General features: G+C 49.9%; 19 protein-coding genes. 8 read left to right on the forward strand and 11 right to left on the reverse strand.

Annotation, left to right across the window (positions count from 1 at the left end; genetic code table 11):
* Positions 1 to 54: 54 nt before the first annotated feature.
* From BIT28_RS22770 to BIT28_RS22815, 10 genes are all read right to left on the reverse strand, one after another.
* Positions 55 to 699, reverse strand: coding sequence for a 4Fe-4S dicluster domain-containing protein (locus BIT28_RS22770; RefSeq protein WP_075767233.1), 645 nt, complete (start codon positions 697 to 699; stop codon positions 55 to 57).
* Between the two features lie 103 nt (positions 700 to 802).
* Positions 803 to 1,789 (reverse strand): NADH-quinone oxidoreductase subunit NuoH, encoded by a 987-nt coding sequence (gene nuoH, locus BIT28_RS22775; RefSeq protein ID WP_075767234.1) that lies wholly within the window; start codon positions 1,787 to 1,789, stop codon positions 803 to 805.
* A gap of 3 nt (positions 1,790 to 1,792) precedes the next feature.
* Positions 1,793 to 4,444 carry a molybdopterin-dependent oxidoreductase gene (locus tag BIT28_RS22780; protein WP_075767235.1) on the reverse strand — a complete coding sequence of 884 codons (2,652 nt, stop codon included), beginning with the start codon at positions 4,442 to 4,444 and terminating at the stop codon, positions 1,793 to 1,795.
* Positions 4,437 to 5,723: an NADH-quinone oxidoreductase subunit NuoF gene (gene nuoF, locus BIT28_RS22785; RefSeq protein WP_075767236.1), complete on the reverse strand. Its 1,287-nt coding sequence runs from the start codon at positions 5,721 to 5,723 to the stop codon at positions 4,437 to 4,439. The genes BIT28_RS22780 and nuoF overlap by 8 nt, the downstream gene beginning before the upstream one ends.
* Positions 5,716 to 6,252: an NADH-quinone oxidoreductase subunit NuoE family protein gene (locus BIT28_RS22790; protein WP_075767237.1), complete on the reverse strand. Its 537-nt coding sequence runs from the start codon at positions 6,250 to 6,252 to the stop codon at positions 5,716 to 5,718. The genes nuoF and BIT28_RS22790 overlap by 8 nt, the downstream gene beginning before the upstream one ends.
* 35 nt (positions 6,253 to 6,287) lie before the next feature.
* Positions 6,288 to 7,493 (reverse strand): NADH dehydrogenase (quinone) subunit D, encoded by a 1,206-nt coding sequence (nuoD, locus tag BIT28_RS22795; RefSeq protein WP_075767238.1) that lies wholly within the window; start codon positions 7,491 to 7,493, stop codon positions 6,288 to 6,290.
* Positions 7,494 to 8,021 (reverse strand): NADH-quinone oxidoreductase subunit C, encoded by a 528-nt coding sequence (locus BIT28_RS22800; RefSeq protein WP_217696659.1) that lies wholly within the window; start codon positions 8,019 to 8,021, stop codon positions 7,494 to 7,496. It abuts the gene before it with no gap.
* The gene (locus BIT28_RS22805) at positions 8,018 to 8,584 is read right to left on the reverse strand and encodes an NADH-quinone oxidoreductase subunit B (protein ID WP_083652079.1); all 567 of its coding nucleotides are present in this window, start codon (positions 8,582 to 8,584) and stop codon (positions 8,018 to 8,020) included. The genes BIT28_RS22800 and BIT28_RS22805 overlap by 4 nt, the downstream gene beginning before the upstream one ends.
* Positions 8,572 to 8,937 carry an NADH-quinone oxidoreductase subunit A gene (locus tag BIT28_RS22810; protein WP_075767239.1) on the reverse strand — a complete coding sequence of 122 codons (366 nt, stop codon included), beginning with the start codon at positions 8,935 to 8,937 and terminating at the stop codon, positions 8,572 to 8,574. The genes BIT28_RS22805 and BIT28_RS22810 overlap by 13 nt, the downstream gene beginning before the upstream one ends.
* Positions 8,938 to 9,193: 256 nt before the next feature.
* The gene (locus BIT28_RS22815) at positions 9,194 to 9,820 is read right to left on the reverse strand and encodes a hypothetical protein (RefSeq protein ID WP_075767240.1); all 627 of its coding nucleotides are present in this window, start codon (positions 9,818 to 9,820) and stop codon (positions 9,194 to 9,196) included.
* 296 nt (positions 9,821 to 10,116) lie between these two features.
* Here BIT28_RS22815 and BIT28_RS22820 point away from each other — a divergent pair, with 296 nt between their 5' ends.
* Positions 10,117 to 11,496 carry a histidine kinase sensor domain-containing protein gene (locus tag BIT28_RS22820; RefSeq protein WP_075767241.1) on the forward strand — a complete coding sequence of 460 codons (1,380 nt, stop codon included), beginning with the start codon at positions 10,117 to 10,119 and terminating at the stop codon, positions 11,494 to 11,496.
* 135 nt (positions 11,497 to 11,631) lie between these two features.
* Here BIT28_RS22820 and BIT28_RS22825 read toward each other — a convergent pair whose 3' ends face one another.
* Positions 11,632 to 12,072, reverse strand: coding sequence for a hypothetical protein (locus tag BIT28_RS22825; RefSeq protein ID WP_075767242.1), 441 nt, complete (start codon positions 12,070 to 12,072; stop codon positions 11,632 to 11,634).
* Between the two features lie 319 nt (positions 12,073 to 12,391).
* Between BIT28_RS22825 and BIT28_RS22830 the strand changes: the two genes are divergently transcribed.
* The 7 genes from BIT28_RS22830 (at position 12,392) to BIT28_RS22860 (ending at position 19,522) form a co-directional block, all read left to right on the forward strand.
* Entirely contained in the window at positions 12,392 to 14,485 is a 2,094-nt protein-coding gene (locus tag BIT28_RS22830) for a TonB-dependent siderophore receptor (protein WP_075767243.1), read from the forward strand.
* Between the two features lie 200 nt (positions 14,486 to 14,685).
* Positions 14,686 to 15,450: a DUF3450 domain-containing protein gene (locus tag BIT28_RS22835; RefSeq protein WP_075767244.1), complete on the forward strand. Its 765-nt coding sequence runs from the start codon at positions 14,686 to 14,688 to the stop codon at positions 15,448 to 15,450.
* Positions 15,450 to 16,784 carry a MotA/TolQ/ExbB proton channel family protein gene (locus BIT28_RS22840; RefSeq protein ID WP_075767245.1) on the forward strand — a complete coding sequence of 445 codons (1,335 nt, stop codon included), beginning with the start codon at positions 15,450 to 15,452 and terminating at the stop codon, positions 16,782 to 16,784. The genes BIT28_RS22835 and BIT28_RS22840 overlap by 1 nt, the downstream gene beginning before the upstream one ends.
* Positions 16,784 to 17,344, forward strand: coding sequence for a MotA/TolQ/ExbB proton channel family protein (locus tag BIT28_RS22845; RefSeq protein WP_075767246.1), 561 nt, complete (start codon positions 16,784 to 16,786; stop codon positions 17,342 to 17,344). The genes BIT28_RS22840 and BIT28_RS22845 overlap by 1 nt, the downstream gene beginning before the upstream one ends.
* Positions 17,344 to 17,748 (forward strand): ExbD/TolR family protein, encoded by a 405-nt coding sequence (locus BIT28_RS22850; protein WP_007466201.1) that lies wholly within the window; start codon positions 17,344 to 17,346, stop codon positions 17,746 to 17,748. Before BIT28_RS22845 ends, BIT28_RS22850 begins: the two co-directional genes overlap by 1 nt.
* The gene (locus BIT28_RS22855) at positions 17,748 to 18,362 is read left to right on the forward strand and encodes an energy transducer TonB (protein ID WP_075767247.1); all 615 of its coding nucleotides are present in this window, start codon (positions 17,748 to 17,750) and stop codon (positions 18,360 to 18,362) included. Before BIT28_RS22850 ends, BIT28_RS22855 begins: the two co-directional genes overlap by 1 nt.
* Positions 18,359 to 19,522, forward strand: a complete 1,164-nt coding sequence (locus BIT28_RS22860) for a tetratricopeptide repeat protein (protein ID WP_075767248.1) — start codon at positions 18,359 to 18,361, stop codon at positions 19,520 to 19,522. Before BIT28_RS22855 ends, BIT28_RS22860 begins: the two co-directional genes overlap by 4 nt.
* Positions 19,523 to 19,764 lie beyond the last annotated feature (242 nt).

Genomic DNA, 19,764 nt, shown 5'->3' on the forward strand with positions numbered 1-19,764 from the left:
CTTGTTCTTGTTGCTTCATGATGAAGCTTTGTCAGGGAAAGTCGGTTTAGTGTTCTAATGACGGTGGATTGCCTGCCACCAGTCTTTTCCTTGGTTTTTGGGACCTCGTGTTTCGGGACCTTGTTTTTTGGGTTCTTGTGTATTGAGCTCTTGGTCTTTAGCTTCTTGTTCTTTTGGTTCTATTTCAGAGTCAGACGGTACGGCAACGACCTGTGCACCTGCCTTTAATGTGGCAGGGACTATCATGCCGCCTTCTTTGTTTTTACCCGGCAGGTTCAATAGCTGTTCTTTGTTGAGAACCATGTCATTGCTATCAAGGGTGGAGTATTCGAGGTGACTGCCAAGAGCAATGGCCTCTTCCGGGCAGACATCTTCACACAGTCCGCAGTACATACAGCGGCGACTATCCAGCTCAAAGATTTTTGGTCGGCGCTTGCCCTGGCTGTCTTCGTAGGGGATCACTGTGATGCATTCGCTGGGGCAAATATTGGCGCACAGTTCGCAACCGACGCATTTGATTTCGCCCTGTTTATCTTTGCGCAGGTAGGGGTGACCTCGGTGCCTGGGGTATGGCACCCATTTCTCCTTATCCGGGTATTGCATCGTTACCCCTTTGGAGAGCATATAGCGCAGAGTCAGGCGCATCCCGTCTCTGATGTCGGTTAACAGGGTCCAACTAAACCAGCGCTTAATATTCACTCTGACAGCTCCGGGATCCGGCTCTTGTTACCCTTAGTTTAGTTGATATACCCAAACTATCTGAATCCTGCATCTTGAGGTGGTTTGGGTATACGTTCATCAGTTAGGTGAAAAACAGCCCAGTTATCATGATATTCAGCAGTGAGAGAGGTAACAGCACTTTCCAGCCAATGGTCATCAGCTGATCATAGCGATAGCGGGGGAAGGTAAATCGGATCCACATGATCAGATAGACGAAGAAAAAGACCTTGAGCAAAAACCAGATCACCGGTGGCAGCGGCAGCAATATCCCGTTCCAGCCACCGAAGAACAGCAACACGCACAGAACAGAAATCGTCAGCATGACGATATATTCACTGGTCATGAAGAAGGTAAAACGTACTCCGCTGTATTCGGTATGATAGCCAGCAACCAAGTCACCTTCGGCCTCGGCAAGATCGAAGGGGATACGTTGTGCCTCGGCCAGTCCGGCAATAAAAAAGACAATAAAGCCGATCGGTTGTGTTACGACATTCCAGACATTTTCCTGCGCGATGACGATTTGGCTAAGGTTCATCGATTCAGCCAGCATGATCACCCCAATCACCGCAAACCCCATCGGCACGGCATAGCTGATCATCTGGGCGCAGGTACGAAAGCTACCGAGCAGGGCATACTTGTTGTTCGATGCCCAACCGCCAAAGATAACGCCGTAAATTTCCAGTCCTCCCACTCCGAGGATGTATAACAAGGCGACATTCATATCAGACAGATGGAGGTCTATTTGGGTATCAAAAATGGTGATGGGTTCTCCGAAGGGGATAGCGACAAAGACAGCAAAAGGTGGCACCAGTGACAGAAGTGGCGCGAGCTTGAACAGAAAGCGGTCAGCCTGATCCGGAATGATATCTTCCTTGGTAAGCAGTTTTATCCCGTCGGCGATGGGTTGCAACAGTCCGTGCCAGCCAGTGCGCATAGGTCCAAGACGCTGCTGAATGTGGCCGGCAACCTTGCGTTCCATCCAGGTTAGTGGCACAGGCAGGATAAACAAAATTATTGTCAGCACAATGACCTTGGCCAGCATAACGAGAAAAACAAGCAAGAACTCCATTCTCTACTCCCGGTATACGCTGGCAAGGCAGGGAGTAGGTGATGGCGACATTGCCAAGTCATTGGGTAGTTTGGTCAGATCGCCGCTTATGACCAAAGTACTTTGTGTTGTCCGGCGAGTAATATGAACTGGTAGTATCAATGACTTACCAAGTTGGTTCTGATCAGAGTCATTGGGTGTATCGAAAGAGCGGTTATTGTAACGAACAAGTAACGGTTCATTTTGGTTGACTCTGAGTCTATTGGCATCGTGCTCGTGGATCTCAATCCAGGCTTCTTTCTCAATATCATTAAGCTGAGAGGAAGCGGCAATAGGATCTTTGGAGTGGTACAGACTGGAAGCGGTCAGCAGTAGAAATGGCTGGCTATTATCAGTTTGTGCTTCGGGTACTGGTGTTGTGTCCGGAACAAGCTCGTGTTCTATCTCAATAAGGGGAGAAGGCTGCACAAAAGCTTCACCACCCTGATGACTGAATTGGTGACTGACTTGATGCTTGATTGGATGAGCCGGGACAGAACTTCGAAAGGCCAGGTTACTGTCTAGCTGGCTCCAATCTAATCCTTGGTAAGCGGGAAGCTGGTGACATATTTCATCGAAAATATGTAGTGGCTCCAAGCTTCCCAGCTCGCCTTGTTTTTCGAGACATTGCGTGACGAGTGAAAAGATCTCGGCGTCGTACTTTGCGCTATTGCTGCTGTTGCGGTCGCCGTTTTTGTTAGTGCTGCTTTTGGTAGCAGAGTAGAAAGGACGAACACGCTGAACCCGGCCTTCGTTATTGGTGAAGGTACCGTCAGTTTCGGCGAAACTGAATCCCGGCAGGACAATATCAGCCACTTCCATTGTTGAATTCACAAATGCGCCCTGATAAATCATCAGCTGAGGCCGTGGAATCCGAGAACTTGTGTTGTTGCTGGTGCCGTCAGGGTCAGTAATAAACGGCAGCTCCTGATCGACAACATAGAGAATCTCGGGAGGTGTCGAAGAGGTTACTAGCGCTTGCGATGGCCCCTGCCAGTTTGATGCGATATCTAGTGCGCCCAGTCCATTGCTATGTTGGAACAAAAACTGGAACTGCACGTTCGAGGATATTTGCTGAAGTATTTCTTGAAGCTGGACAAGAGTATTGGCAGTGGCCTTTGTATTCGCACCAGTAAGAAGATCGGAGCCGATAAGCAAGCTGATACTTTTGGCAGATGCCAGCCTATCGCTGATATCTTTTAGCTCGGGGGGCACAGACTGCAATTCATCGGAGCCTTGTGTTTTAGTACTTCGATTTTCTGTTGATTGATCTTTTTCTGCTAGTTGATCATTTTTTAGCTGCGAGAGCAGTTGCTGCAGCAAGGCTAACTCGTGGCCCGGTGGATAGCGTATATAGGCCTTGGCGAGTAAATCCAGTCGACTCTGGCGTGTTGAGGCAAGCAGCAGTGTAAATGGCTGGCGAGTAAAAACACTTCGTAGCAGATACTCGGAGACAGGGTTCTGTTCCCCGATATTGCAGCCAAGCACGAAAACGCAATCGCTGTTAAAGAGCTCTGAAATAGGCTTGTTGGTATAGGCTTGGCCTAGCAGGCTGTTTAACGCGTGCTGGTAGCCGGGCTGAAAGTCGTGCTGGTAGATATCGTTACCGCAGTAGATCTGTTCGCTGGCAAAGACCTTGCTGATAAATTGATGAAATCGAAATAGCACCTCGTTGGTCATCCGGGCAGAGATCACACCGGTTGCAGAGGCTCCTTGTTGTATAAGAGGCTGTAGATTTTCTTTGAGGGCGTCTAATGCCTCATCCCAAGAGACTGCCTGTAGCTCGTTGTCTTTTCTCACCATGGGTTGGGTGATCCGCGGGGCTTTATCAACAAAGTCGATACCAAATCTACCTTTGGTGCAGAGTAGCTCTTTGTTGACGGCGCTGGTGGGCTTGGCTTTGACCCGGACAAGCTGATTGTTTCTTGTTTCGGCGCTGATCTGACAACCGGTACCGCAATGGGGGCAAATTGTCTCTGTCGTGATCAGATCCCAGGGTCTGGCTTTGTAACGGTATTCGACTCTCATTAAGGCCCCGACAGGGCAGACTTCGATACAATTACCGCAGTGATCGCAGCTGTTGAGGTTATTGTCAAAACCGGTTTCGAGGCAATCGGCACCGCGCCCGATCACGCCGATGGCGCTGGCACCGACGACTTCATCACACACCCGGACACAACGTTGGCACTGTATACAGCGATTAGAGTTGGCGACAATGACTTTGTTGAGGATTGGATCCTTGTCGGTAAAGACGCGTTTGTTTTCCTCAAAGTAACTCACACGAGGGCCGTGATCTAAAACGGTGTCCTGCAGTTCACACTCGCCACCCTTGTCGCAGATAGGGCAGTCGAGCGGGTGATTGGTAAGCAACAACTTGATAGTTGACTGCCTTGCCTGGGTAGCCCGGTCGCCGTCTGTATTGACCACCATGCCATCGGTGATGAGGGTGGCACAGGATGGTTGCAGGCGAGGGATGCCTTCAATTTCGACCAGGCAGACACGGCATGAGGCGACAGGTTTTAGCAACTGATGGTTGCAGAACGTAGGCAGGTTAAGGCCAAGCTGCCGCGTCGCCTCCAGAATGGTTATATCCGGTGTAAACTCATGGCATACACCGTTAATCGTCACTTTAATCATGGTCAATGCTGCCCTCTGATTTAAGGGTAGCACGGGCATCAATTCGTTCAGTGAACTCCGATTCAAAGTGCTTCAGAGCAGCCCGCAACGCCATGATTGCACCATCGGCCAGGGCGCAGAATGAGTTGCCGGCGATATTTTCACACAGGCTATGGAGCTGAGACAGGTCATCTTGCGTTGCAGTACCATCAGCAAAGCGGCGTAAGATTTTTACGGCCCACAAGGTCCCTTCGCGACAGGGCGAGCATTTTCCGCAGGATTCATGGCTGAAAAACTCCATTGTTCGCTTGGTCACCTCAACGATTGAAGCACTGTTGTCCATGACGATGACGCCTGCCGAACCCAGCATCGAGCCAGCAGCGGCCAGGGTGTCGAAGTCCATGGCGATATCGACCTGATCGGCTGGCAGCATCGGGGCCGAGACACCACCGGGGATCACTGCTTTCAACTGGTAACCCTCACGGCAGCCTCTACCATGGACTTCAATTAGCTCGCGAAGTGAAACGCCCATTGGCAGTTCATACAGACCCGGCTTATTCACTTGGCCGCTAAGGCAATACAGTTTTGGTCCGGGGCTTTTTTCCGGTCCGATAGCGGCAAACCATTCTGCACCGTTGGTGAAAATGGATGGAATGCAGGCGAGGGTTTCGACGTTGTTGACTACCGTCGGGCTGGCACAATAGCCCTTGATGGCCGGAAACGGCGGTTTCAGCCTTGGCTCGCCACGGTAGCCTTCGAGTGACTGCAACAATGCCGTTTCTTCGCCGCAGATATAGGCACCGGCGTTGCGGTGGATGTAAATCTCCAGATCGAAGCCAGAGCCGAGAATGTTTGCTCCCAACAACCCCTGTTCTCTTGCCGAGTCTATTGCTTTCTGAAGGCGTTCAAGCGCAAGACGAAACTCATAGCGAAGGTAGATATAGGCCCGGTGAGCACCGATGGCGTAGGCAGCAATTGCCATCCCTTCAAGCAACTGGTGTGGGTCTTGTTCCATCAGGAACTTGTCTTTGAAGGTGCCGGGTTCGCCTTCGTCGGCGTTGCAGCATAGGTAGCGCTGGCTGGGACTGTCAGCCGGAATAAATGACCACTTCAGACCGGTCGGGAAACCGGCTCCACCACGACCGCGCAAGTTGGAGGCTTTGACCTGGCCGATAACATCGGCGGGTTTGTAGCTATTGAGCACTTTGCGCCAGGCCTCGTAACCACCATTGGCCTGATAGACATCAAGCTGCCAGGCGTTGTCTCGGGTAGCATTTTTTAAAAGGACAGGTTCAAACATTGCGCACCTTAATGATTTTATCGGCCTCGGACTGGTGCCATCCTGCTGGCGCTTGGGTGTGCTCTATGAGTTGAGCCAGCAGTTGCCGGAGCTGGGGCTCGCTCAACTGCTCAATATATGGGTCATTGTTAACCTGTAGGACGGGGGCTTTATCACAGGCGCCGAGACACTCAACAGCTGAAAGGGTAAAGCGTCCGTCCGGTGTGGTTTGCTCTTGTTCGATCGCCAAGGTCTGTTTGATCTCGTTCATTAACTTTTCGGCGTTGGCAAGCATGCAGGAGACATTGGTGCAGAGTTGAAGGTGACAACTGCCAATTGGCCGGGTGTGGTAGAGGCTGTAAAAACTGGCTACTTCATAGACTTGAACCGGGGGAAGCTCGAGAATATCGGCCACTTCCTGCATGATCTGAGTGCTCAGGTAGCCATATTCTTGTTGGGCGAGATGGAGTGCCGGCATCAGTGCCGAGCGTCGTATGGGATAGATACGGCAGATTTCTTCAACTTCGTGTTTGAATTGTTCTCTGTTCATGCCAGCAACTCCCACAAGTTGGTCGTATTTGCCTGTTATTTGTCGACTTCGGCCATCACAGGATCCAGACTGCCAACTATGGCTATCAGATCGGCCAGATAGCAGTCTTTGCACATTGGCTGCATCGCCTGAAGATTCACAAATGACGGAGCCCGCACCTTGACCCGGAAGGGGATCGCACTACCGTCACTAATAATGTAGTACCCCAGTTCTCCTTTGGGGGCTTCGATGGCCTCGTACCATTCTCCTTTGGGAACTTCGATGCCGTGGGCGGCCAGCTTGAACTGGTGGATCAGTGCTTCCATTGACTTTTTGACTTCGGTTTTATCGCTCGGAAAGGCAATCTCCGGGGCGTCGATTTGAAAACGGCCTTCGGGCATCTGTTCAAGGCACTGCACGATCATTTTCAGGCTTTGTTTCATCTCTTCCATCCGGCACCACCAGCGATCGTAACAATCGCCGTTGTGGCTGACGATGACGTCAAAATCGAGCCGGTCATAGATTTCATAGGGTTTGTCGCGCCGAATATCCCAGTCAACGCCTGAGGCGCGCAGGCAAGGCCCGCTTAGTCCCCAGTCAATGGCATCTTCCGTACTGATCACACCAATACCTTTGGTGCGTTTGGCAAACATCCGGTTATTGCTGAGCAGTTGCTCGTAATCACTGATCCGTTTGCCGAAAATCTGGCAAAATTCTGCTGTTCTGTCGGTGAAACCGTCTGGCAGATCTTCGCGAACGCCACCGACTCGGCAATAGCTGCTCATCATACGGCTACCGGAAACCATCTCCATCAGATCCATCACCATTTCCCGTTCACGCATGGTGTAGAGCAGGGCGGTCATAGCGCCCAAGTCCATTGGCAGGGCTCCGGTGATCAGCAGGTGGCCGGAAATGCGTGACAGCTCAGCCATCAGTACCCGAATGTATTGCGCTCGCTCTGGTGCTTTTATTCCAAGCAGGTTTTCTACTGCCCTGACAAAGCCCAGGTTGTTGGATGCCTGACACAGGTAATCGAGCCTGTCGGTAAGCGGAATAGTTTGGGTATAGGTGCCTGCCTCGGCCATTTTCTCAAAGGCTCGATGCAGGTAGCCGATGATAGGATCGGCTTTCACGATACGCTCGCCCTCCATTTCGAGCAGTATACGCAACACGCCGTGGGTACTTGGATGCTGCGGCCCGAGATTGAGCAACAGATCTTTGGTCAGGCCGTCATCGGCATTGAGTTGGGTTACGGCGGTCACCTAGTTGTCTCCTTCCGGTTCTGGTTCACCAAAGGGATTTAAATCGTCTTGATAGCCGCGGACGGGAAAATCTTTTCGCAGCGGAAAGCCCTTAAAATCGTCATCCATATAAATCCGCTTAAGGCTGGGATGATCGGAAAAGACGATGCCGAACATGTCGAAGGCCTCGCGTTCATGCCAGTCGGCGCAGCTCCAGATTTTTGAGACCGTTGGTATTGTTGCGCCTTCAGCTAGCGGGCATTTGAGCCGGATGCGATGGTTGAGTTCGATTGAAAACAGATGGTAGACCACTTCGAACCGTGGCTCTCGGCCAAGGAAATCGACACCGCCGATATCAGAGAGAAAGTTGAATTTGAATTTAGGGTCTTGTTTGAGTTGCTGGCAAAGAGTGATGAGCTTTTTTGGTGGTACCACCAATGTCGGCATATCGATACAGCTGGCATCGAGGCTGATACCGTCCATGCCGGTATCATTCAGAAGATCGGCAATATGCTCGGAGAGAGTATTGTCGTTAAGCGAGCGGCTCATGATGATTTAAGCCCTCCAAGATCTCGCGGTTTGGCAGCTTGAGCGATAATCTTTTGGCCTGTTATATCTTGGCCTGTTTCGGGATCAAACCGACGCAAGACCCGGCCTTGTTTGATTTTCTCCTGCAGCATGATGATACCCTGCATCAGGGCTTCTGGCCTAGGCGGGCAACCCGGTACATATACGTCGACCGGGATCAGGCGTTCTACGCCCTGTACGACGGCATAGTTGTTGTAGACGCCGCCGGAGATAGCACAGGATCCCATGGCGATAACCCAGCGAGGCTCGGGCATTTGGTCGTAGAGCAGTTTGACTATCGGGGCGAATTTCTTGTTGACCGTACCAGCTACAATCATGACATCAGATTGTCTGGGTGACGGTCTGAACACGACACCGAAACGGTCAAGGTCGTAACGGGAGCAGCCTGTTGCAATCATCTCGATGGCGCAGCAGGCGATGCCGAACATTTCCGGCCAGAGTGCCGAACTCCGGCTCCAGTTGATAATATTGTCAACCGAGGTAAATAGCAGGTTGTTGGGAAAGCGGTTATCTAAGACTCCCATTCTAATGCTCCTTTAGCCCAGGCATAGACAAACCCGACCAACAGCACGAAGAGAAAGACCATCATTTCGATGTAACCGAAAAGGCCAATGCTTTTTAGCACCACAGCCCAGGGAAACAGGAACAAGGTTTCGACATCAAAGATGATGAACAAAATACCGATCACAAAATAGTGAACCTTGAACTGGCCGATAGCAGCATCACCGATAGGCTTAACACCACACTCATAGGGCTGGTTTTTGGCAGGATAGGGATTATGCGGGCGGATCAACGAGGAAACTGTGAGTATCAACAGCGCCAGCAGGGAGACAAACCCTGTCATAAGCAAAACCGGAAGATAATCTGAAAGTACCATAGCATTCCCCGCATCAGCCTTATATGTTGAGTATAGCCATTGTGGCTTGGGCAACGAGTCAGCGACAGTTGGTGCGAGCCGCCAGCAATCGATGTGCCTGACACCGAGGTGATAGTGAATAAAGTTATTGCACGAAAGTTATTGTGTGAGAATTAGGGCGTGAAACTCATCGCAGGCGGTAAAGGAGTTCTGTGTTGCTTTTAGGGAAGGAGGAGTGAGGCCGTATTGCCTCACTCTTGGAGCGTAGTAATGATAGTTACTCGGGGCGGGTCGAAATCAGGCGTGTATTCTTTTCTGCAAGCGGTTCGGGGCTGAAAGCAAGGTTATATAGATCGGGGTGCCTTTCATCGAACAGGGCCTTGTCACGGCTGTATGCATTGCTATAGGTAATCACACCATAACCGCTTGGGTATTCGATATTCCACAATTTACTTTTTGCCACCAGGCTAGAAGTGATGAACTGACCAATGTAGGTGACTCGTCCCGGCTCAATCGAAAAGGCGAGGCCAAGATCATCCCTGGATTTAGAAGTGATCGTTTTTGAGCCGTTGCTCCCCTTGAATCCGATGCAGAAGAGCTCGTATTCACCGGCTGGTAAAGGTAGCGAAAAGAGCTGGCCTTTAAGAGAGTCAGTAATGAAATCTGAATCAGCGTTGTTATTTACCAGGGTTATGACGTCGTCATGACCTTTTTGACGAATATAGAGTGTGGTCACCAGCCCTTCGCCCGATGATGGCCAGACTGTGGTTGCACTCAGGCTGCCGGTCAGATAGCCCTTGTTGTATTCGGTGGTTTCACCGTATTTTTCCGGGATCGAAATGTCTACCCCTGAACTACATCCTAGTAATAACGTAATGGTATAAAGGAAAAAGATAATTCTCATTGGTTATTTATCCTTGCTATCCCTGCCCTGCGCGGTGATCAGCATTTGGTCATCTAGTGGGTATGTTAGCGCCCTGATATGACAATATTGCCCTCATATATGCCACAATTCGCATTGTCTGGCACTCACTAATTGCATTTTGATGCTAATACCCATCAAATTTATGAGCAACTGCTCGAATTCTGTAACTTACGGGAAGAAGATGAGGCGTAACGGTTACTTAGGTGTCGCCGTATTGAACAGAGAGTGGGAAGCTGTGGTAAGGTAGGCGCGTTATTTTTTAATTGATAAGTAGAATGATACCTATTCGCCTTCCAAAAATCCGCGCGCTGTTTTTCCTTGGAGATCGTGACGGTCTGGCTTTTCGCCTGTTTTCATACTTTGCGGTTATTTTGAGCCTAATTCTGGTGTTGCAAAACATTGCCGAGGTCGCCTTGATCAAGGCCATATTACATGTACCCGAAAGAATTCAGGCCGAGATGCTCTCGCTGGCCGAGCAGGCCGAAGTGATGATTGAAGAAGGGGATATGGACGAGCTTGCCGACTGGGAACGGGGGCAGGACTATTATTTGTTTGTGCTTGATAAAGAGCGTCGCACAATCAGCGGCCGTGAAATGCACCCGCACTTTGAATTCAAGCTCAATTATATTCGACAGCTGGATACCACTTTTGAGAACCGGGTTAATCGGCCCGTTATTGCTATTTCACTACGTACCGGACACGAACTGGTGATCCAGTTTCCCCATGAATATCATCCGGCCCGCCACTTTCCGTACTATTTTGCGCTGATCCAGATAGCTATTGCGATTTTGATCCTCAGTGTCTTTTCGTTATTGCTTGCCCGCTATCTGCAGCGGCCCCTAAACAAGCTGCAAAATGCCAGTAACCGGCTGGCAGAAGGGGATTTCAGTGTTCGGGTTGGTAGTGAGGTGGGTGACAGTGTCACAGAGTTTGGCCGGTTGGCTGATTCATTTGATCACATGACGCAGCGTATCCACGGTTTGGCCCAGAAGCAAAAACAACTGATCCGGGATGTGTCTCATGAGCTGAAAACGCCCTTGGCCCGTCATAACCTGGCTTTGCATTTATTACGAAGAAAACTGCCGGAAGATAGCCAGCAATTGCTTGACCGTCTGGAGCGTGAATCAGATGAAATGAATGAGCTGGTGACGGAAATTCTCGAATATAGTCAGCTGGAAAATGCCAGTTACTCGGTGAACCTTGTGCCTACTCAGCTTGAAAGCCTGTGTCATCATTTGATGCTTGAAATGAAGAATAACCTCGGACCCGAGCAGCAGCTTGAGTGTGATTTGAATCATTCAACATTGATGGCGATGGCTGATAACCGTTTGTTGCTCAGGGCCATTAAGAATTTGCTAGGCAATGCGATTAAGTATGCTGGTGAGCAGGCGGTGATTGGTTTGTCGGTTAAAAATGCCAATGGCTGGGTGCAGCTGGTGGTCGAAGATGACGGGGCAGGGATCCCTGTGCAACATCTCAAGCAAATATTCGATCCCTTTACTCGCCTTGAAGCCGCGCGAGACAAGCAATCTGGTGGGTACGGCCTGGGGTTGGCAATCGTGAAGGAAGCCATGACGGTAATGAAAGGCCATGTCAGGGCTGAGAATCGGGAGTCAGGAGGGCTGCGAATTTGCTTGCTGTTCCGTGCCGCTTAAGAAGGAAGAGGGCTTAAATGCTCGTTGTTGTCCTGAGAAATAAGCATCATTGCTGAATGAATTAGAAGCTCAGCCTACTTGTTGGTGATAAGTAGGCTGATGTTTGATTAGCTTTAGCAAGGAGGTTGCAAGCTGTTATTTGCGAAGCTTGTCTGCGTCAATAACGTTCTTGAACTTGCTTGCCTTTCTCAGCAGGTAGTCGACATCTGGCGGAAAGTCCTTGTTGGACTTGGCATGCTTCATCATGTCAAACACGGTGAATTCGGTCAAAATAGCATACTGATACGATGTAAAGTCGCCTTCGGCCTGAAGGGTCGGATCAAAATACTTATCCCCTTTGCGAATAATGGCGTGATCGACAATGGTCTCTTCGCAACGGTAACCTAATACATAACGCTCACCTTTGCCGTAGATAACATTCATATAGCTGTTGTAGAAACACTCACCTTCTGTAGTCGTGCAGCTTTCCAGCAGCTCGTCATCCATAGCTGATACGGTAACTATTCGGATCTTATCAGCTTTGTAGTTAAGCTCTGTTAGTTGGCGACGCACTTCGTCTAGGTTTACTTCTGTCACTTTCTATACCGCGTAAATCAATAAAATCGGCGGCATTATACCCGTGATTGGTCGAAATATCACTTTGGTGATTATTGGGCTGTGGTTTCCTCTAGGTAGCACTTCTTTACATGGGTATTCCCTGGCGTTATTTGACTGTCGTTGACATAAATTTACCAAATGCAAAGAATGTAAATTAACTGCAAATGGTAATGCTTATCACTTATATTCCCTTCCGTATTTTGCAGCAGCGCCGAAAAGGCGTACGTGGGTACCTTGAGCCTTTGGATAACCAAAACAAATCAGGGCGGGGACCTCATACTAATTGGAGTAACGGAATATGTTTTCTAAAAGTCAGCTGACTTTATTGATTGGTGCCATTCTTGCAGCACCTGTTGTTCATGCTCAGGCGCAAACTCAGTCAGCAGATGTTGACGAGCATATGGTGGTAACGGGCCGCGATTACGGTTATAAGGCCGATACCAATACCAGTGCGATGCGTATTGAGGCAAGTCAGCTGGAAACTCCGGGGCAGGTGGCAATCATTGACGAAGAGCTGATAGAGGAGCAGCGCGCCAGCACATTGGGTGAAGTGCTTAAGAATGACTCAAGTGTTTCCGAAGGTGGTAAGGGCCGTAACCGTGAGACATTTAAGCTTCGTGGCTTTGACCTGAGCAGCGGTGATAGCTTCCTGCGTGACGGTAAGCAGCATTGGTCTCACTATCGTCAGCCGATTGAGCTATTGGAGCGTGTAGAAGTACTGAAAGGCCCGGCTGGTCTGCTTTACGGTAAGTCTGCTCCGGGCGGTCTGATTAACATGGTATCGAAAAAGCCGACGTTTGATACGCAGGTAACGGTTAGCCAGGATATCGGCTCGAATAATTCATCGCGTACTGTTGCCGATGTCAGTGGCTCACTGAACGACGAGCAAACACTGCGTGCCCGCGCTGTTGTTGCCAAGCAAAGCTATGACTCTTGGCGCCATTATAACGACGGTAGCACACCGTCGACTGAACGTTTCGTCGGTGGCCTGTTTGTTGATTACGACGTGAACGATGATATTACCGTTTCGTTCCATTACGACAAAACGAACGATGACGGCAGCGTCGATACCGGTGCTTACATTGTTGATGGCAAGCCTGTACTGGGCGAAGGGCATATCTGGGATGCTCAGTGGTCGAACATTGAAAATGATGTCGAAAATATCGGTGTTGATGTCAACGCGCAGCTGACTGAGAGCTGGCGTGTTGCGGCGGGCTATAACCATCAGGACTTTGAGCGCCGTGATATCGAGAGCTTCTCGAAACCGGATACCTATGATGCATCGACAGGGACCTTTACTTATAACGCCTATGACCGTTGGGATAACTGGCAGTTCGATACAGCGTACATGGATTTTGTCGGCGGGTTCGACGCGCTGGGCGTTAGCCATCAGTTGCTGGTTGGTGCCAACTGGTTAGGTTATTACTATAAGACTCAGAGCGAGTACCTGAAAGGTTACGAAGCGACGGTGGGTCAGCCAATGGATAAGCCTGCTGAACTGCACTACAGCAACGGTAAAATGAAAGATCCGACAGAGCGTGATTCTTACGGTATTTACCTGCAGGATATGATCACATTTAACGATCAGTGGCAGGTATTGGCCGGTGTGCGTTTTGACAAAACCGAGACCAGTGAAGATACCTACAACAACGTATTGCCGAAAGCCGGTGTGATTTACCATCCGATGTCTAACGGTTCAATCTACCTGACCTATTCTGAGAGCTTCGAGCCGGAAGATCCGGTTGATGACAAAACGGATGTTAACGACGGTATGGAGCTGGATCCGGTTAAAGGCAAGCTGTACGAGTTGGGCACCAAGTGGGAGCTACTGGATAACCAGCTATTTGTTTCAGGTGCCATCTTCGATATTACCCAGGAGAACAAAGTACTGACGGAAACCGTTACCGGTGTTGCAGATAAAGAGACAATCACTACACAGGTTGGTGAGCAGAAGCACCGTGGTGCTGAGCTGAGCGCTTCTGGTTTTGTTACTGACAAACTGGCGTTGAATGGTAGCATGACATACCTTGATGCAGAGATTGTCGATCCGACAGATGCATCGAAAGATGGCAAGCGTCCGGCGGATGTACCTGAGCTATCGGCAAGCATTTGGTCTCGCTACGCAGTAACCAATAATACGGATGCGAACCTGGGTGTGATTTACGTCGGTGACCGTTACGGTGATTCGCAGAACACATACAAGAAAGACGGATATACGCGTGTAGATGCAGGTGTGGCCCATACGATTAAATATGATCAAAACCTGGATGTTATTATGCGACTAAATGTTGAAAACGTCTTCGACAAGGATTATCTGGCAGGTGGCAGCCAGACCAAAACCATTTTGGGTGAAGGCCGTAACTATATGGCAACACTACAATTCCGTTACTAGTGGAATAAATGAGGAGGGAGAAGTTTCGGCTTCTCCCTTTTGTAGTATTAATGCTGAAAACTATTTAAATGATATTCGTTTTCAATTAACATTGAATCTCGTTCCCCGGCATTGTCGGGCGCATTTGTTTTTAACATATGTGAAATTCACGGAGTGAATTTTATATTTTTTGTGCATTCTCTTAAGAAATTAACTGCCAGATGAACGTAAAAAAAACTAGCCTCGCGTTGATGATGATCGGCCTTTGCGCGGGCGTAAACGCCGATAACCTCGATAATGCCCGAGCGATTGAAAATAAGATCAACGCGGCATCATCAAAGAGCCAGAAGAAAATTGACAAGAGCGCCGAAACAACTCTGTCGACCATGGCTGAGATTGAACAGCTTCAGGAAGAAGTAAAAAACCTGACGGTGTACCGCGATCACCTTGCGCGCTTGGTAGACAGTCAAAATGCTGAAGCAGAAAGCCTTAATGAGCAGATCAAGGGCATCAAGGAGACGCGACAAGGCGTTGTGCCTTTGATGTACAACATGATCGAAGGGTTGAAAGACATTGTTGCCAATGACAAGCCAATTCGTCGTGACCAGCGTCTGGCTCGTATTGCCAAGCTAGAGCAGATGATGGCGCAGGCTGATATCAGTGATGCAGAGAAGTATCGTCGTATTCTGGAGTCTTACCAGATTGAAATGGATTACGGCACTAAGATGGGAATTTTCCAAGGGCAGGTAGCGCTTTCCGAACAGGAAAAGATAGAAGCTGATCTGCTGTATCTGGGGCGTATTTCGCTGGTGGCTCGTAGCCTGGACGGTAAACGCTACTGGGCGTGGAATGACAGCCAGAACGACTGGCAGACACTTGATTCGCAGTTCTCTACCGATATCGATAAGGCGTATGCCATCGCTTCGAAGCAGGCCGCTCCGAGTCTGATCACCTTGCCTGTATCTGTTAACGTGGAGACGAACTAATGAAAATCAAAGCGTTAGCAACTGCACTGTGTTTATTTACCCTCCCGTTTGCCGCTTCTGCCACTGACTCGCTGGTTGAAAAAACACAACAGGCACAGAAAGTTCAAGCGGCCCACAATGCCGAACGCGAAGCGGGATTTAAGTTAACCGAAAAGCAGGTCAAAGCGAAGCTGGCAGCCTTGAAAGTACAGCGTAGCCAGTTGCAAAAAGAAACAGAGCAGCTTAGCGAGACCTTCAGCAACAATGAGACCAAACTGGCACAGCTGGAAGAGCAGCTTCGACTTGAAACGGGTAGCCTGGGTGAACTTTTTGGGGTTGTACGTCAAGCTGCCAAAGATCTTGATGCCGAGATGTCATTCTCGGTTACCAGCGCCGATCGCAAAGCCTACCATTCTGTAGTAGAACAAATTGTTGATGCCAAAGCTTTGCCTTCAATGTCTCAGCTTAATGGCCTGTGGCTGGGAATGAGCGATCAGATCACGGCAAGCTCAGAGCTGCGTGACGTATCGGTTCCTTATATTAACGGCGAAGGCTACCAGTCTGATACGCAAGCTTACCGATTGGGTAGTATTGGTTTGATTGGTGAGCAAGGTTACCTGGCGTGGGACGGCAAACGACAAGTTGCCAAGCCATACCTGAAACAACCAGAAGGTGGGCCGGCCTATGCGAGCCTTAACGGTCTGGTGCAATCTGGGTTGCAAACAGCGGTTGTCGACCCGTCTCGCGGCATCATGCTAGAGCAACTGGCTAACTCGCCTGAGCTGAAAGATCGTCTTGAGCATGGTGGTGTTGTGGGCAAGATCATACTTGGTCTGCTTGCCGTCGGTGCCATTATTGCACTGTTCCGTGGGGTTAAACTGTTCGTTATCAGACAACAAATCAAATCTCAGTTGAAGAACCCGACCAAGCCGGGCAACAACCCGTTGGGCCGAGTACTGGGAGTGTATGATAAAGAGCAGAATCGCTCGGTGGAAGCTCTTGAGCTGCGCCTACTGGAAACCATTGTTGATGAGCAGCAGGGGCTTGAAAAAGGGTTGTCGATGCTTAAGTTGCTGGCGGCTCTGGCACCGATGCTTGGTCTGCTGGGAACCGTAACGGGCATGATTGAAACCTTCCAGGTGATCACCCAGTTTGGTAACGGCGATCCGACAGTGATGGCGGGCGGTATTTCGATGGCGCTGGTAACGACTGTACTGGGTCTGATTGCGGCTATGCCACTATTGCTGGCTCACAATATGCTGAGCACTCAGGCTGAGACTATCCGCAATATTCTTGAGAAGCAGGGCATCAGTCTTGTTGCCCAGCAAGCAGAAAAAGCAGGAAACGCAGCCTAATGGGATCGAGTCTTTTTGAAGTACCACTGTTACAGGCTGCGGGCTTCGAGGGCTGGTGGTATTCACTGCAGCACTTCATGAGCCAGGGCGGCCAGCTTCTTTGGTGGCTGGCTGCTGTGGTTGTCGTGAGTTGGTTGCTGGTGGTCGAGCGGGTGCTATACCTGCTCATCACCTACCCAAAGCAAAAGAACCATTGGTTATCGCAGTGGAATGCCAGACAGGATCAGACGTCCTGGTATGCCCATGCATTGCGTGATGGTTGGTTGAGTGAAGCGCGTATTGCCCTGAATCAGAATTTGAATCTCATCAAGGTGCTGGTAGCTATCTGTCCGATGCTGGGTTTGCTTGGCACGGTAACCGGTATGATTTCAGTGTTTGATGTAATGGCTACGCAGGGTAGCAGTCAGCCACGCCTGATGGCGTCGGGCATATCATTGGCGACCTTGCCGACGATGGCCGGAATGGTCGCGGCATTGGCCGGTATGTTTGTACACGCACGTCTGTCGAAGGCCTGCCACCTTCGTGAACTCAAGTTAGAAAAATTATTAAGGAGTCAGTGATGAGACTGAGTCGTCCGTCTTCTGCTCGGGAAGAAGCCCAGGTTGATCTGACATCGATGCTGGATATTGTTTTTATCATGTTGATCTTCTTCATTGTGACCAGCTCGTTTGTTCGTGAGTCCGGTGTCGAGGTCAACCGTCCCCAGGCCAGCAATGTCGTTAGCCAGAAAGATGCCGGGATCTTTATCGCGATCACTTCTGCCAATGATATCTATATTGATAAGCGGGTGGTCGATGTCGAGCGTGTTCAGGCTACCCTTGAACACCTGTTACTGGAGCAGCCAGAAGCGTCTTTGGTTATTCAGGCTGACGAGCATGCCTACAACGGCACCGTTGTTAAGGTGATGGATGCCGCCAAAGGGGCAGGGGTGAAGAAGATTGCGCTGGCAGCGGAGAAACGCTGATGTTGAGATTACTCATTGCTTTGCCTGTCGCGTTGGCAATGGCTCTCGGCTTGTTTACCTTTATGGCCTGGATGGTTGATAACGGCCATCGACGAGCACCTGAAGAGAAGCAACTCATCGCCTTTGACATGGTGATGGTAGAGCAGGAGCGTGAAGCTCAGCGCCGCCAGCGAGTTGCTCCTGAAAAACCGGATACGCCAGAGCCGCCTCCTGAAGCTGTACCGACAGCCTCGCAAACCACGGCAACGACGGTGGCACCGACGATGCCTAGTTTGGCTCTGGATACCGCTGTTTCAGGCTTGGCGATTAATGTTCCGACGTTTTCGGATTTTGGCTCCAACCAACAGGCAATGCCGCTCTATCGGGTAGAACCTCGTTATCCGGCTCGAGCAATGAAGCGTGGCGCTGAAGGTTATGTGGTTATTTCATTTACTATTGACCCTCAGGGGCGACCTACTGACCTGAAGGTGCAGGATGCTCAGCCTCGACGTTTGTTTGAAAAAGAGGCGATTCGTGCGCTGCGGAAGTGGAAGTACCAGCCTAAGATTGTGGATGGTAAAGCGATTGCTCAGTTGGATCAAACTGTCAGACTGGAGTTTAAGATACAAAAATGATCAAGAAATTCGTAATTGCACTTGCTCTGGTATTGGTCGCGGGGGCTGCTCAGGCAGAACTATCAAGGTACACGGCAGGGAAAGTGCAACGAGCCCAAACTCTGCAGCAAGAAGAGAAGTTGGATGAGGCCATTGCGCTGCTGGCGGAGATGTCACCCTCCAAAGCTTATGATGCCGCTTTCGTACAGCGTATGCTGGGTGTTTTCTACTGGCAGAAAGGCGATGTTAAAAAAGCCATTGCCAACCTCTCCAAAGCGGTTGAGAGTGGTTTGTTGAAAGACGAGCAGGCATGGGTTACCCAGCGCATGCTGGCTGATATTTTGTTGTCTGACGAACAGTTCAAACGTGCTTTGCCCCATTATTACCAGTTGTCCAAGGCAATTCCCGAGAACCAGAAAGCCGATGAGCTATGGTTGCGGATTGTTCAGGCCCATTATCAGATCAGTGAGTGGAAAAAGGTTCTGTCGGCAATAACAACCTATGAGAAGCTCAGTCGCGCTGATGAAGTCCAGCCTTTGTCAATCAAGTTGGGCGCTCAGCTTCAGCTTCAGAAGTGGCGTGAGTCTCTGCCAACCTTGCAACGTTTGATCCTGCTTGAACCCAACAAAGCGGTATGGTGGCAACAAACGGCGGGTATCCAGCTCCGGCTTAGTCGCTCGAAGGATGCGTTGGATACCTTGGCTCTGGCAAAACGTCAGGGCGTTGATCTGAGCCAGCAGGATTTGAAAACTCTGGCGCAGCTATATGCTCAGCAAGGGATCCCGGAAAGAGCGGCTGTCATCTATGCCCAGTTGAAAGGGGCAGAAACTGATGTTGAGCTGGTATCATCTCAGGCAATGTATTGGCAGATGGCCAAGGAATGGGATAAAGCCATTTCAATATGGGCGCTGGCGGCGGAGCTAGACAATAAACACCGCTGGCCGCTGGCCCAGCTGTTGCTTCAGGAGGGGCATTATCGCAAGGCAATTGCCGAACTGGATAAGGTGACCCTAAAAGGGCGCAAGGACGATGTCGAGCTGGCAAAGGTACGTGCCTACTATAAGCTTGAGAATTATGACAAAGCAATTATTCATGCCAAGCTTGCTAATAACATTAAATCGACCTCAGCGTCGAAAAGCTGGATTAAGTATCTAAGCCAAATGCGTAAAATGGACAGTTAGAAACTCTTTTATCTTTCGCTTATGGCAATTGTCGATGGCTTCCTTAGTGTTTGATTCTGCAAAGACCTCTTTTTCGAAAGAGGTCTTTTTTATATTCGAGAAAACAACATAACTCACAGCAATTACCATGAGTCGGGTTAAGCTATAAGTAACTGGTCACTGAATGGTTCGATTATGGATATCCCCATACGGAAAATGACTTGGAAGACGATGAGGCGGTTAAACCGCCAACTAACGCAATG

The organism is Photobacterium proteolyticum (genome assembly GCF_001939735.1).
Classification (GTDB): domain Bacteria; phylum Pseudomonadota; class Gammaproteobacteria; order Enterobacterales; family Vibrionaceae; genus Photobacterium; species Photobacterium proteolyticum.

Bases quoted from the DNA above. Each gene is read 5' to 3' on its own strand.
- nuoH (WP_075767234.1), bottom strand. From the start codon at position 1,789: ATGGAGTTCTTGCTTGTTTTTCTCGTTATGCTGGCCAAGGTCATTGTG.
- BIT28_RS22780 (WP_075767235.1), bottom strand. From the start codon at position 4,444: ATGATTAAAGTGACGATTAACGGTGTATGCCATGAGTTTACACCGGAT.
- nuoF (WP_075767236.1), bottom strand. From the start codon at position 5,723: ATGTTTGAACCTGTCCTTTTAAAAAATGCTACCCGAGACAACGCCTGG.
- BIT28_RS22790 (WP_075767237.1), bottom strand. From the start codon at position 6,252: ATGAACAGAGAACAATTCAAACACGAAGTTGAAGAAATCTGCCGTATC.
- BIT28_RS22800 (WP_217696659.1), bottom strand. From the start codon at position 8,021: ATGAGCCGCTCGCTTAACGACAATACTCTCTCCGAGCATATTGCCGAT.
- BIT28_RS22805 (WP_083652079.1), bottom strand. From the start codon at position 8,584: ATGGGAGTCTTAGATAACCGCTTTCCCAACAACCTGCTATTTACCTCG.
- BIT28_RS22810 (WP_075767239.1), bottom strand. From the start codon at position 8,937: ATGGTACTTTCAGATTATCTTCCGGTTTTGCTTATGACAGGGTTTGTC.
- BIT28_RS22815 (WP_075767240.1), bottom strand. From the start codon at position 9,820: ATGAGAATTATCTTTTTCCTTTATACCATTACGTTATTACTAGGATGT.
- BIT28_RS22820 (WP_075767241.1), top strand. From the start codon at position 10,117: ATGATACCTATTCGCCTTCCAAAAATCCGCGCGCTGTTTTTCCTTGGA.
- BIT28_RS22830 (WP_075767243.1), top strand. From the start codon at position 12,392: ATGTTTTCTAAAAGTCAGCTGACTTTATTGATTGGTGCCATTCTTGCA.
- BIT28_RS22835 (WP_075767244.1), top strand. From the start codon at position 14,686: ATGAACGTAAAAAAAACTAGCCTCGCGTTGATGATGATCGGCCTTTGC.
- BIT28_RS22840 (WP_075767245.1), top strand. From the start codon at position 15,450: ATGAAAATCAAAGCGTTAGCAACTGCACTGTGTTTATTTACCCTCCCG.
- BIT28_RS22845 (WP_075767246.1), top strand. From the start codon at position 16,784: ATGGGATCGAGTCTTTTTGAAGTACCACTGTTACAGGCTGCGGGCTTC.
- BIT28_RS22850 (WP_007466201.1), top strand. From the start codon at position 17,344: ATGAGACTGAGTCGTCCGTCTTCTGCTCGGGAAGAAGCCCAGGTTGAT.
- BIT28_RS22855 (WP_075767247.1), top strand. From the start codon at position 17,748: ATGTTGAGATTACTCATTGCTTTGCCTGTCGCGTTGGCAATGGCTCTC.
- BIT28_RS22860 (WP_075767248.1), top strand. From the start codon at position 18,359: ATGATCAAGAAATTCGTAATTGCACTTGCTCTGGTATTGGTCGCGGGG.